Source organism: Qipengyuania thermophila (assembly GCF_004153605.1).
In the GTDB taxonomy this organism is placed as follows: Bacteria; Pseudomonadota; Alphaproteobacteria; order Sphingomonadales; family Sphingomonadaceae; genus Qipengyuania_B; species Qipengyuania_B thermophila.
In genome coordinates, this window is sequence record NZ_SDSI01000001.1 from 334766 (window position 1) to 347094 (window position 12329).

The 12329-nt window shown below is 62.9% G+C and carries 11 protein-coding genes; 3 read left to right on the forward strand and 8 right to left on the reverse strand.

The features are described 5' to 3' along the window. Nucleotides 1–10: 10 nt before the first annotated feature. On the reverse strand, nt 11–2968 hold the full coding sequence (locus ETO60_RS01585) for a Tn3 family transposase (RefSeq protein ID WP_234026262.1): 2958 nt from the start codon (nt 2966–2968) through the stop codon (nt 11–13). Nucleotides 2969–3097: 129 nt separating this feature from the next. Between ETO60_RS01585 and ETO60_RS01590 the strand changes: the two genes are divergently transcribed. Together ETO60_RS01590 and ETO60_RS01595 are read left to right on the forward strand one after the other, a co-directional pair. Beyond that, the gene (locus ETO60_RS01590; RefSeq protein WP_130002138.1) at nt 3098–3688 is read left to right on the forward strand and encodes a recombinase family protein; all 591 of its coding nucleotides are present in this window, start codon (nt 3098–3100) and stop codon (nt 3686–3688) included. A 57-nt stretch (nt 3689–3745) separates the two neighbouring features. After that, on the forward strand, nt 3746–4654 hold the full coding sequence (locus ETO60_RS01595; protein WP_165362081.1) for an META domain-containing protein: 909 nt from the start codon (nt 3746–3748) through the stop codon (nt 4652–4654). Between the two features lie 529 nt (nt 4655–5183). Here the strand turns inward: ETO60_RS01595 and ETO60_RS01600 are convergent. Beyond that, nucleotides 5184–6647 (reverse strand): hypothetical protein, encoded by a 1464-nt coding sequence (locus ETO60_RS01600; RefSeq protein WP_130002142.1) that lies wholly within the window; start codon nt 6645–6647, stop codon nt 5184–5186. Nucleotides 6648–6801: 154 nt separating this feature from the next. Between ETO60_RS01600 and ETO60_RS01605 the strand changes: the two genes are divergently transcribed. Next, nucleotides 6802–7698 (forward strand): LysR family transcriptional regulator, encoded by an 897-nt coding sequence (locus tag ETO60_RS01605; RefSeq protein WP_130002144.1) that lies wholly within the window; start codon nt 6802–6804, stop codon nt 7696–7698. Here ETO60_RS01605 and ETO60_RS01610 read toward each other — a convergent pair. The 6 genes from ETO60_RS01610 to trbK-alt all read right to left on the reverse strand — a co-directional run bounded on the left by ETO60_RS01610 (nt 7686) and on the right by trbK-alt (nt 12329). Next, nucleotides 7686–7913, reverse strand: a complete 228-nt coding sequence (locus tag ETO60_RS01610; protein ID WP_130002146.1) for a DUF2274 domain-containing protein — start codon at nt 7911–7913, stop codon at nt 7686–7688. The genes ETO60_RS01605 and ETO60_RS01610 overlap by 13 nt on opposite strands. Beyond that, the gene (locus ETO60_RS01615) at nt 7910–9106 is read right to left on the reverse strand and encodes a TrbI/VirB10 family protein (RefSeq protein ID WP_234026313.1); all 1197 of its coding nucleotides are present in this window, start codon (nt 9104–9106) and stop codon (nt 7910–7912) included. The genes ETO60_RS01610 and ETO60_RS01615 overlap by 4 nt, the downstream gene beginning before the upstream one ends. Nucleotides 9107–9189: 83 nt before the next feature. Next, a complete protein-coding gene (gene trbG, locus ETO60_RS01620) occupies nt 9190–10101 on the reverse strand; it encodes a P-type conjugative transfer protein TrbG (RefSeq protein WP_130002150.1) in 912 nt (303 codons plus the stop codon). Beyond that, nucleotides 10098–10781 carry a conjugal transfer protein TrbF gene (gene trbF, locus ETO60_RS01625; protein WP_130002982.1) on the reverse strand — a complete coding sequence of 228 codons (684 nt, stop codon included), beginning with the start codon at nt 10779–10781 and terminating at the stop codon, nt 10098–10100. The genes trbG and trbF overlap by 4 nt, the downstream gene beginning before the upstream one ends. Nucleotides 10782–10803: 22 nt before the next feature. Beyond that, a complete protein-coding gene (gene trbL, locus ETO60_RS01630) occupies nt 10804–12078 on the reverse strand; it encodes a P-type conjugative transfer protein TrbL (protein WP_130002152.1) in 1275 nt (424 codons plus the stop codon). Continuing rightward, entirely contained in the window at nt 12075–12329 is a 255-nt protein-coding gene (gene trbK-alt, locus ETO60_RS01635) for a putative entry exclusion protein TrbK-alt (protein WP_130002154.1), read from the reverse strand. The genes trbL and trbK-alt overlap by 4 nt, the downstream gene beginning before the upstream one ends.

Consider the following 12329-nt stretch of genomic DNA (forward strand, 5'->3'; position numbering starts at 1 on the left):
GTAAGCGGCATCAGCGCTGGCCAACCTTGAGTGGCAAAAACCCGTCAGCGTCGAACACCGCGGGGTCCGACCAGACATAGTCGCCGGTCAAATTGATGTGGTCCCAGCCCAGCGGTGAGAGCTGACCGAGCGCGCCCTTGTGGTCGGCGATCTCGATGTTCAGCGTGCTCATTGCGCGATCAAGATAGCGGCAGTTGAACAGGATGATCGCCGCCGTGACGAGGTTCAGGGCGGCAGCACGCGTCTGCTGGTTCTCGTGTCCGCGATCGCGAAAGCGGCCAAGGCGATGGAACGCGACAGCGCGCGCGAGGGTGTTTCGCGCCTCGCCTTTGTTCAGCTCGGCAGTGACCTGTCGGCGCAGCGCCGGGTCTTCGAACCAGCGCAGCGTGAACAGCGTGCGCTCGACGCGACCGATCTCGCGAAGCGCGGCGGCCAGCGTATTCTGCTGCCGGAACGCGGACAGCTTCTTGAGGATGAGCGACGGGGTGACGGTCCTGTTCCGCATCGCCTCGATCAGCGGCGCGACGTCCTGCCAATGGCCCCGAATGAGGTTTGCATCGAGCCGGTGCCCGAACAGCGGCGCGAGGCGCCCGTATCGGGCTCGCGGTTCGAATGCGTAGAGGCGACGATCGGAGAGGCGCGGGATGCGTGGCTCGAAGTTGAGCCCGAGCAGGTGCATGACCGCGAACACGATGTCGGAGACGCCACCACCGTCGGTATGAAGTGCACCGATGTTCGCTCCGCTCTCATGACCGAGAATGCCATCCAGCGCGTGGATGGCTTCGCCCGCCGTCCCCGCAATCACGGTCTGGTGCAGCGGCGCGTACCGGTCGGTGATCGTCGTGTAGATTTTGACGATCGGGTCGCGGCCGTAGTGGGCATTGACGCTGCCGCCGCCTTCGCCGGGACCGCCGAGGTAGAAGTGCTGGCCGTCGGCCGTCGCGCGCCAGCCTTCGCCGAACCACGCCGCGACCGGCTCGGCATGGATGGCGTCGGTCAGACAGCCGAGTGCGGCGCGGAACGTGTCCTCGCGCATGTGCCAGGTCTGCATCCTGAGCAGTGCGCGCCTCGACGCGACGCCGCAAATGTCGGCCATTCTCGTGAGGCCGAGGTTCGTAGCTTCAGCGATCAGCGCGGCCAGGAACGCGCGTTCGTCGGAAGGCGGCAACCCTGATGAGACATGGCCGAAGTGATCGACAAAGCCGGTCCAGCGCGCGACCTGCGAGAGGACGTCGGTGATGCGGATCGTCGGCAGTGCGCCATACATTTGCGCCCCGAGCGCGCGCCCCGGCGCGTCGTCGCCATCGTCGGCCTTCGGTCCCTTGGGGAAGCGGAGCTTCTCGCCGGTAAACAGCAACGGGTCCTTCCCCGACAGACCGCGAGCAGTCGCCAGCAGCGCGGCGTCGAGTTCGACCGACTTGCGCGCGAGCCACTCGTCCGCGCTGAAGGTCGGCGGCGGAAGGAGCGCGACGGGGATACCGGGCTGCGCTGTTGCGGGCGTGATCAGATCCTCGAGCGCGCGGTGCACGCGCGAGGTTGGCACCCATAAGTCGCCCGAGGTCAGCGCGCTCGACACCGCGAAGTATGTCGCCAGCTCCCAATAGGTCCGGTCGATTCTGCCGCCGCTCACGACATGGCGATGCCAGCGCAGCTCGACATGCCCGAGCGGAACGTCGGCGGGTAGCGGTTTGCGCCAATCACCAGCGAGGTCGACCAGAACACCGATGGCGGTGCGCAGCGCCGCCGTCGCTGCACGTCCCTCGAATGCGAAGCTGCACAGGAAGCGATCACCGACCTGCTTGAACACGCGGTATTCAGCGGCGAGCTCGCCGAGGGCGCGGGGTCGCCCCGGTCGGACCGTGCGACGGATGAGCGCGGCGTCGGCGGCGATGACGTCGAGGTCGGCGACGGCGGCGACCGCCGCGGCGATATCGCCGCCGGTTCGCGCCGCACTCGTCAGTGCTTCGAGCACTCCGGCGATGCGGGTGAGCCGTTCGCGTCCCTGCTCGTCGGCGACCGCGATCGTCTCCTCGAGCCGCTTGCGCGCGTTGAGGTTGGCACGCCCGACCAGCGCACCGAACATGGCGATTGCGGCATCGGTCAGTGTCGCCTCGAGCTCGCGCAGCGTTGCGACCAGTGTAGTGTACCGTCGCGCCGGGCCCATCTGCTGCAGGGACTGAGCGGTATGTCGCGCCCCCTCGCGTGCCATCAGCGCGAAGCGGGCGCTGAAGTCACCGGGCACGTCGACATCCGCATAACCCGTCGCGCGTAGCAGATCGATCTTGTCGAGCAGCTCGAGCAAGCTTCGTCCGCCGACCCGCGAGGGCGGCTCGCGCAGCCAGCTGAGGCGACTTTGCTGCGCGTGCGCCTTGTCAGACAATAGTGCATCGAGCGCGGCTCGCTGTTCCTCGCGAAGCGCGGCGTGGACGTCACTCGTCACGCGCGTGTCGGCCGCGTGCATCGCCTCGCCTGCCATGCGCTCGACCACGGTGACGCCGGGAACGATGATGCGCTGCTCGCGCATGCGATTCAGGAGCCGCTCGATCAGCAGCTTGCCGTCAGTCAGCCCGATCGCTTCGTCCGCGAGCCATGTCGCAAGTTCGCGGCGTGCGGGCCGTGTGAGATCGGTAAAGCCGAATTGTCGCTTGATCGCCGCCAGCTGCTCGTACCGCGTCTGTGTCCGCCGTGCGAAGGAGGCGATCGCGGCGGCATCGACGCCGACCTGCTCGGCCACATGGTCGAGCATGATGGCCGGTAGCCGCTCGCCCCTTCGCAGATGCCGTCCCGGGTAGCGGAGGCACGCGAGCTGGAGCGCATAGCCGAGCCGGGTCTCCGGCGTCCGCGCTCCGGCGATGGCGGCAAGGTCGCCGGCGTCGAAGCTGTGGTGCCGAACCACCTCGTCCTCGGTCTCGGGCAAGGCGAGCAGCGCGCCACGCTGCCGCTCGGTCATCGGTATGCGCGCGGGCATCGCTGATCCTCTCAAAAACCGCTTGCCATTAGCCGCCGTTTTGAAAGAGGATATTGCAAGACGCAACGTCGCGGTTTTGCGTGAGCCGTCGATCGGCGATGCAAACGTTCGTTTGCGAAAGGAGCATGCTTGACCGCCGAACCCTATCTGATCGGTTATGCCCGGGTGTCGAAGGGCGACGACCAGTCGAACGCCGCGCAGGCGCGCGCGCTCAAGGCGGCGGGGTGTAGGCGCACATTCGAGGAGACCGCGAGCGGGGGACGCTGGGATCGGCCGAAGCTCCAGGAGCTGGTCGGCCAGCTGCGCGACGGCGATGTCGTCGTCGTGTGGAAGCTCGACCGGCTGTCGCGCAGCCTCAAGGACCTGCTGCACCTGATGGAGAAGATCGAGGAAGCCGGCGCCGGATTTCGTTCGCTGACCGAAAGCATCGATACGACGACGCCCGCGGGCCGCATGATGATGCAGATGGTCGGCAGCTTCGCCGAGTTCGAGCGCGCGATGATCCGCGAGCGCACGTCCGCGGGGCTGGCGCAGGCGCGGATCGAGGGACGCGTCGGGGGGCGCCGCCGCAAGCTCGACGCCAAGAAGCGTCGCGAGATCGCGGACTCGGTGATCTCGGGGCGCAAGTCGGGCGCCGAGATGGCGCGCCTCTACGATGTCAGCGAGCCGACCGTATCGCGCATCGTCGCCGAGCATCGACGCGCAGGTGAAAAACCATGAAGATGGGACTAACATGATGTCCTTCCGGGACCATGGTCGACACTCAGAATGCTAACGGTGGCACTTGCCGCGCTGGGGATCCTGGCGGGCTGCTCTGGTAACCGAGCCAAGGAAACAAGCGCAAAGCCTGTCGACGAAACGATCGCCGAGACGAATTGGGAACTTGTTGCGCTTGACGGCGCGCAGGTACCCGCGACGAAGCCCGCGGCAGCAATCATAGCTTTTGGACCCGATGGCTCGATCGGAGGCACGGCAGCGTGCAACGAGGGCGGGAGCCCGATGCGGTGGCATCAAGGCAGATTCGCCATCTCTTCGAACGTCAACACTGTGCCGTTGCCCATTTTCACCGTCATGCGATGCCTTGACGACGCTTCCAGCGAGATTGGCAATCGTTTCTGGAACCGGATGATGACTGCCCAAACCTGGGTGCGCGATGGTCGGACGCTGAAGATCGTCTTCAAGGACGCGAGAACCGCGTCGCTTCGTCTGTTGCCGCCGCGTATCGCTGCGGACGCCCAATTACCCGCGGGGGATCGACTTGCACTCGTCGGACCAGGCAGTACCGAGGGAGTTAGCAACCGGCAGCTGATCGCAATGTTCGGTCAAGCCTTGGCCCGGGGGGCACCGCTCGCCGAGGCTAAGGCGGTTTGCTTGGGGCTTCAGGGTGAGCAAGACAACCGGACGCGCGACGCCCCGGCCTTTATACTCAAACTCCTTGCGCCCAGCATCGGATTGCCCGTGCTGCCAGCTTCGAAATGCTCAATGGATACAGTGCCTCGAAACGCTGCAACGCGCGAACAGGCAGTCCTGTATACCGCGAAGGTCGAACACCTCGGACAGCCAATCACCTTCATGGCTACAGCCGTCTTCGGCAATCTTGGAGCCAAAGGCACACAGTATCGACTTCGCTCGCTACGCGGTGGTGGGTTTGCGGCCGAACCTACCGGACTCACCGTTTTGTCCTAGCGCTGCACGCCCGAATTATGGCTGGCTGCTAGTTGGTCAACCGACGGAGAGTGCCAGCAGTGACGAGGATAGCGTCACGGGTGCCGCACGCTCCTGCAACCCCGTCCATTGGATACGTGCCCTGCCGATCGTTCACCCGGGAACCAGCTAGTTCGACTTTAGCTCCGAAGGGGACGACTTCATCATTTGTCAGACGGATGCCGTTCGCGTTGGCAGATACAGCCGTCCCCTTTTCAAAGACCAAGGGGACGGCTTCGGTTTGCATCCGAAGCCGGATGCAGCTGCCGTTTGATTCCAAAATGCCCTCAACTCGCGCCATTGGCCCGGCGGATGGCGGCCCGCCGTTGGCGGTTGGCTGCTGGTCGTATTGAAGCAACATGACTGTCTCGGACGCTCCTTTGCCATGTATGTCTGGATCTGACGCAGTCGCCACCGCAGCACGGTTGGGCGCAGAAGTGCCATCGCTGCCTGATGAGCATGCCGATAAAAGCAAAACAGTGGACGCCAATACAGTTCTCATAGCTTCTTCCTAGTAGGCAAGCCGATAGCCTGCCGCATATGCGGCGTCGGTGCTGGAGTAATAGAGAACCGAATCCTTGCCGGCGTTGTAGGAATTTTCGCTACAAGCAGTGACCACGCCGAACGCTGTCTGCCAAGCAAACACGGGGCCACCGCTATCTCCGGGTCCGCAGCGAAGTCCCGTCGTTGGTCCGATGATCGTGGCGTAGTAGCTGGGACCGGTCCCAGGCGAGGCCGTCGGATGGGTATAGTCGATGTATTTCCAGTATACTTCACCACATCCCTGACCGTAGGTCGGGCTCGAGGTCACGCCGTAAAAGCAGATCCAGCTCCCTTGAGGCGTGCCGTCCGTAATTTTGGCTTCGGTAGATGCAAGGGTTCGACGGCCCGTCAACGACCGCGGACTCTCACCCTTATTCCCGATGAACTGCGGCAGCCCGGTCAGGCCAGTTGGAAATCTCAGGAAGAGGAAATCGCGCTTGGAGTCGTAGACGACAGAAGACGTGTCGGTGATCAAATTGTAGCGCTTGCCGTCGGTATCGACATACGTGAAAGTGCCCGGCGCAAGCTTCTCACAATGACCTGCCGTTATGATGCCCGGGCGGTTGCTTGAGTCATAGCCGATAAAGCCAGCCGTACACCGCGCTCCTCCACTCGCGTTCTGGAGCGCTGTTCCACCGCGCGCCGCGGTCGGCCCGACGGGTTTGGCTAGATACTCCACCCTTGTTGGTACCCCGAGCAAGGTGGCGAGCTGGCTTCGAGTTGCTTCTGCAACGGAGTTTTCGGCACCGACGACTGCGACGACGATTTCTCCAGACTTCTCGTCGTATCCAGTCGACTGACTTGCGGGCAGCAATTCCTTGATCTGCCGACCATTACGCTCGATTGCCCTAAGGGCCGCCCTTCGGGTAGCGCGGGCATTTGGCACGAATCTGACAGTCGTCGAGACATCGGAACCGATAACCTGCTCAGCCTGAGCAAGTTCTGCGTCTGTGATGCGTCGGCCCTGACGATCGACCGCCCTTGCGGCTTGTCGCTCGGATTTTCTTGCATCTCGACGCTCTTGCCGGGCATCACGCTTGATCGCGCGACGCTCCAGCTTTCGCTGCTGCCTTGCTTCGGCACCCGTGAGGCGAAGGACCAAGCCGAAGTTGTTGCTATTGTCGAAGTAAGCGCCGGAAAGCTCCTGATTGAATTCCTGCTGGAGAGCCTCGATTTGCTCGCTCGTACCTGCCATGACCGTCACGCGCCGCATTGCTTCTTCGAGCGACACACCGAAACGCTCAGCATAGGCTTTCCCGTCGAGGACGAGCGCCTCTTCAGCTGTTAACGACGCGTCCTCGGTTAGGGGCGCTCCGGTCTGTCCCGTTGCAGGCGGCTCCTGCGCGATCAACGGCGTCGCAGCAGGAACACTGCTCAGGAGCAGCGTTCCTGCTAACTTGGCAGGGAACGAGCGGGCAATCCGAAAAGGCAAGGCATGTCTCCTTCGCACGATTTTCAAAATCAACAGGAGAAGCGGGCATTCGTTCCCATTGAGGACCGGATCACGTCCATCCTACCGTGAATCTGTGTCCCAATAATGCACTGAGGCCCAATTGGCATAAGGGACCGAGTTTGGGGGCGGATGCATGACGATCGAGGTTCGGCAGCTGCGCTACGCAGTGCTGACGGCAGACATGAGCAGTTTGTCCCGGGCTGCGGCGGCGCTCAACATGCGACAGGCGACGCTCAGCCAACGGGTAACGCAGCTTGAGGATCAGCTGGGGATCAAGCTCTTCACTCGGTCTACGCGCGGCGCTGAGCCGACCGAAATGGGCAAGGTATTCATCGAATCCGCCCGGCGTATCATCACCGATATCGACAATCTGCAAACCACGGCGCGGGCGGTCAGTTACGGCGAACAAGGTCGGCTCGCGGTTGGCTACAGTTCGTCCCTGATGGCCGGAAACCTCAAGCACACCTTCTCGGATTACCTGGTGCGGTTTCCCGACGTTCAATTCGATGGCGTCGAAGCGGGTCCCGAGCGCCTGCTCCATCGCTTGCAAGCCCGGACGATCGATGTCGCGGTGGCTCCGACAGGTATGGAAGAGGCCGGGATACGGTCGCGACGGGTCTGGTCGGATCGTCTGATGGTGACTCTGCTCGACGGTCATCGCTTGTTGCAGAACGAACGCATCTATTGGTCTGACCTGCGGCGCGAAGTGTTTGTCGTCCCCGGCAGTGGGGTTGGCCCTATCATTTCAAACCTGCTGGCCGCGCGCCTGACCGAGCAAGGCTACCGCCCCAATATCATTGTCCAGGATACAAGCCTGGAAAGCGTCCTCAGCATCGTGTCGGTCGGGCGTTTCATCACGATCGCGACCGAAGCTTCACAGGGCGTGACATGGCCCGGGCTCAATTTCCGGGAAATACATGATCAAGGTGGAACGGCCCGCCTGGAGTTTTCGGTCTACTGGCGCGAGGACAATGAAAATCCCGCGCTGCAACGCTTCTTCACGCTCATCAACGAGCGCTACCCCGCCTGAGAATTTCGACGCCCTTTGGAGAAGCCCCGGTCGGTGGCAATGAACCGCTCCAGCATGGGCGGGACAAGCCTTTCGACCGTGGGCGCCCCCTTGGGATCTCCCCCGTTCACCGCAAGGGCATAGGCGGTAAGATCCCGATGTAGCCGCGCTGGCAGATCGAGTGTCAGGCGTACAGGCTTTTCGTCGGCAAGATCGCTCAGTTTGAGCCGGGTCATCGCGCTTCTCCTGTCTGAAAGGGCTCAAGGATCAGGTCACGCGTGACAATGATCCGGAGAGCAAACCCCGGACGCACGGTAAGGGTGGGTGGAACATTGAGCTGCCGCTGCACCACCTGCCGCCCCGTCTGGTTGACGGTATCCTGTGTGCCATAGCGCAGTGCCCGGACAAGATCGCTCTCATCACTGGCGACCAGTTCCGTGCCCGCGCCGAGCAGCGTTGAGATCAGGGCAGCCTTAAGCATGTTGCCCCAGTGGAAGTTGGTGCGATCCTGAAGGCCGGCCATACCTGCGACATCTGCACCGGGAAGCCGGTCGAGCAGGATCGAGTGCCCACCCGGGAGGATGAGCCTGTCCCAGGCCAGCAGTACGCGGTTTTGCCCGGACGCGACGTCGCTGTCGTACTCGCCGATCAGACGCGCCCCTTGCGGAATCAGCAGGATGCGTCCGGTGGGACTGTCGTAGACATTCTGCGTGACCTGCGCCGTGATCTGGCCAGGAAGATCCGAGCGAATTCCCGTGATCAACGCGGCGGGAATGATGCTTCCTGCCTGCACGACATTGGGAGACCCAAGCCGCATAATGCGCTCGGGGCTCTCTGTCCCACGATCCGCCCTTCGCTCCAGAAATGAACGGCGACTGGTCGACGGTGAGGCAGGAGCGGCCTGAGCCGCCTCACCGGCGGAATTGGCAATCGCAGGTATTGCGTTAGGCGCCGCATCGGCTCGATTCTCGTTCGCCCGTGTGCCCCCTGCCAGAAACAGCTGACTCGTGCGCGCGCTGTCGCGCTCCTGCGCGGCCCGTTCCCGCGCTTGCTCCGCAGCTATCTGCCTTGGATCGGACGTTGGTGTGTCATTGGCTGGCGGTCCGATTGGGGGAATCGGGACATTTTGACCACCCTGTTGTGCAGCGACGATTGGCCTTCCCAGATCACCTGGTAGCGGAGGCCCTAGTTTGGGGACATCGCTATAGTTGGCTGGCGCGCCGGTCACCTGTTCAGCGCGGTTCCGGCTGTTCGTATCGAAGAGGTTTTCTGGCGGTACAGGCGACTTGGGCTGAAGGGCATAGATGAGCGAACCGCCAATGGCGACGCTGGCAGCCACGCCGAGCGTGGCAAGAGCCTTTCGCGATAGCCGCATTACGCGTGGCGGCTCTCCGCCAAGGCGAAAGCTGTTGGGGCTGGTCGGCGCCATTGGGGCTTCTGCTTCCGGCTTTTCATGCAAATCCTCGAGCAGCTCGTCGGCAGATGGCTGATGATGAACCTGGGAGGATGTGATCATGCCCGCCCCCTGCTGCGGGGAATTTCGCGTACGATGCGAACCTGACGTGCGTTGCGGCCGACACCGAGCCGCAGCTCGGCTTTATCGAATAGACGGTCTACGACCATGTAGCGCCCTCGCACCCGATAGTTGACGAGTTCCGCCGAACCGTCTGCGCCGATTACGAAGAGGGGTGGCATATCACTGTTCGCGATGCTCGCGGGGAACTCGATGAAGACTTGGCGTCCGTCATCAAAGACCCGCAATGGTCGCCATTGCGGCCGGTCACCAGACATGCGGTAGTCAAAGCTAAGCGCTGAAAAGTCGATTCCTGCCGCAACCGGGGCGCTGCGTTCGGCCTCGGCCTCAGCGCTGCGCAGAGCAATGAGGGCATCCTGCGGATAGGTCCACGAGACGGCTGCCATATAGGTGGACGTCGTGGCGCTCAGTTCGAGGTGATAGGTACGACGATTGGTGTTGATGACCAGATTGGTGCTGATATCGGCCCGCGTCGGCTTCACCAAAATGTGTACGCGGCGCGTAAGGCCGGTGCCGCTCACTGTATCTCCGATGATCCAGCGGACTGTATCGCCCGATGCTACCGGCCCCGGCCCCACAAGCTCCTCGCCTTCCTGGAGCATGATATTCGTGACATGCCCCGGTGAGGTGTAGATCTGGAACAGCGCGCCTTCAGCATAGGCATATTGCTGGATCGCATTGAAATAGCTTGTCCGCTCCGGCTGCACGCGCGCCGCAGCGTTTGCGCGACCGATACGTGTTCGCGGGTCTGCAGGTTCGGCAGTGGGCGGCGGCGTCTGCGCAAAAGCCCGAACGGGAGCCCCGCTGGCAATGACAGGGACAGGAATGTTTCCGAGAGCGGTTACCGACAACAGAAGCGACAGGCGCAGCGCGCGTGAATGGGGGATCATTGGCTAAGCTCCTTTGACCAGTTGATGGCGTTGACAAACAGGCCGAGCGGATTCTTGCGCAGCGCGTCAGGTGTGCGTGGCGGCTGCACGACCGTGGTTAGAATGGCGGACCAACGTGTGGTTTCGATCAGCGCCCCGTCTTGATAGCGCCTCTCGGTCCATGCGACGCGGAAGCTGTCGTTCGAGGCACGGATGACGCTTGAGACATCCACTGCGACCTGCACCTTGCCGACTTGGGCGAAAGGATCGTTGCCACGCGCATAGTCGTTGAGCGCCTGTGCGCCGCGGTCAGTGGTGAAGTCGTAGGCTCTGAGCCAGTCCTGCCGCAACACAATGGGATCGGCCGGGATGGAGCGCACCTGCTCGATGAAACGGGCGAGGTGAAAAGCCATTTGGGGATCGGTTGGATGAAAATCGGCGTCTGCCGGAGCAATGGCCTGAGCCTGTCCCAACTTGTCGACCTCGACCACCCATGGGGTGATTGTGCCGCGTGCGGATTGCCAGACCAGACCTCCCGCAAGCCCACCCGAAAGCGCAAGGCAGCCAAAGAATGCCAAGCGCCAGTTTTTCGCCTGGACGCGTGCGGAGCCAATACGATCGTCCCACACCTGCGCTGCGCGCTGATAGGGAGTGACGGGTTCGGGACTTGCCCCGTAGCGGATGGATGGACGTCGAAACATGGTGATGTCCTCGTGGATGATTTCAGCTCTTGTCGGTGATGTCGGGGCCTGAGCCGCTGCCATGGCTGTCGCCGCCCTTCAGCGTGTGCGTGGCAATGGAGGCGCCTTGGCCCATGGTCTGCCGGCGCCGCATTGCTGTTGCCCAAGCCGGTGGACCGTCAGGCGTCGCTGTTCCGTCTTTGGGGGCGTCAGCCTTCGCCGAGGCATAGTTGGCCTTGAGGCTATTGGCTGCGCGCTTGAGCGGCGAGGTTGCAGCGTCGGCGGCCGATTTCGCGACGTTGGCAAAACCCGATGCCGCTGCGGCCCCGCCAGTCTTGCCGGCGGCGCCTGCTGCGTAGGCGCGCGAGGCACCACCCGCGGCGCGAGCGCCTCCAGTGGCAGCTCCTGCCATGGCCGATCCGGCGCCACCCGCAGCAAGCTTGGCGCCCGCGATACCACCAGCCAATGTAGCACCTGCAGCAATCGCCGTTCCTGCCGCCGCGCCTGCGCCGAGCTGCGGGCCACCGGCAACGATGCCGTTAGCGATGCTGGGACCAAAAATGCCGAGGCCGAGCAGTGTCAATGCGGCCAGAGCAATGGCCATGACCTGCTGGATGTCAGGTTCGGCGCCAAGCCCGGCGTTGATGAACTGCGCAAAAAGAGTGGTGCCGATGCCGGTAATGACGGCCAGCACGAGGACCTTGATCCCCGACGAAATGATATGCCCAAGAACGCGCTCTGCCATGAAGGCGGTGCGTCCAAAGAAGGCAAACGGTAGCAGGACGAAGCCTGCAAGCGTGACCAGCTTGAACTCGATGATCGTGACGAAGACCTGGATTGCCAGCACGAAGAAGGCGATTACGACGATCACCCAGGCAATTAGCAGGATGAGGATCTGCACGAAGTTTGTGAAGAGCCCTACCGGTCCGACGAGGTCTGCGGTCGCATCGATCAGAGGCTGTCCGGCATCAAGCCCGGTGGCGGCGACGACACCGGGGCGCATGAAATCGCCAATCGCCATGCCGCTGCCGCTGGCCTGGAGGCCGAGACCGGCAAAGCTCTGGAGCATGATCCCGGCGAGGCTCGAGAAATTGCCGATGATGAATGCGAAAGTGCCAATATAGAGCGTCTTCTTGATCAGACGCTGCAGGACATCCTCGTCCGTGCCCCAAGCCCAGAACAAGGCCGCCAGGGTGACGTCGATCACGATCAGGGTCGATGACAGGAACCCCACCTCGCCGCCCAGCAGGCCAAAGCCACTGTCGATATATTGGATGAAGACCGCCAGGAACTGGTCGATCACGCCGGTGTCATTCATCGGTGATCATCCCTTCCATGGAAAAATCGCTGGCGTTCGGCATCCCAGACGGCGTCGCACCCAGATTCCGGCATGGTGATTGTCCGACAGCGCCTGAGTTCGGCGGCATGAGGGTCGGGCGACGTTGCCTCGTCAGCGACAAGGACGGTCGTCGTTGGCACCACTGGCGACCGCGTTGCCGAAGCAATCGCGATCGCCATGAGGAGCCCGCCAAGTGCTGCGGCCGCCGCCAACTTGACCGACCGGCTCAT

Coding starts and splice junctions, on each gene's coding strand:
- ETO60_RS01585 (WP_234026262.1), bottom strand. CDS start 2,968: ATGCCCGCGCGCATACCGATGACCGAGCGGCAGCGTGGCGCGCTGCTC.
- ETO60_RS01605 (WP_130002144.1), top strand. CDS start 6,802: ATGACGATCGAGGTTCGGCAGCTGCGCTACGCAGTGCTGACGGCAGAC.
- ETO60_RS01610 (WP_130002146.1), bottom strand. CDS start 7,913: ATGACCCGGCTCAAACTGAGCGATCTTGCCGACGAAAAGCCTGTACGC.
- ETO60_RS01615 (WP_234026313.1), bottom strand. CDS start 9,106: ATGGCGCCGACCAGCCCCAACAGCTTTCGCCTTGGCGGAGAGCCGCCA.
- trbG (WP_130002150.1), bottom strand. CDS start 10,101: ATGATCCCCCATTCACGCGCGCTGCGCCTGTCGCTTCTGTTGTCGGTA.
- trbF (WP_130002982.1), bottom strand. CDS start 10,781: ATGTTTCGACGTCCATCCATCCGCTACGGGGCAAGTCCCGAACCCGTC.
- trbL (WP_130002152.1), bottom strand. CDS start 12,078: ATGAATGACACCGGCGTGATCGACCAGTTCCTGGCGGTCTTCATCCAA.
- trbK-alt (WP_130002154.1), bottom strand. CDS start 12,329: ATGAGCCGGTCGGTCAAGTTGGCGGCGGCCGCAGCACTTGGCGGGCTC.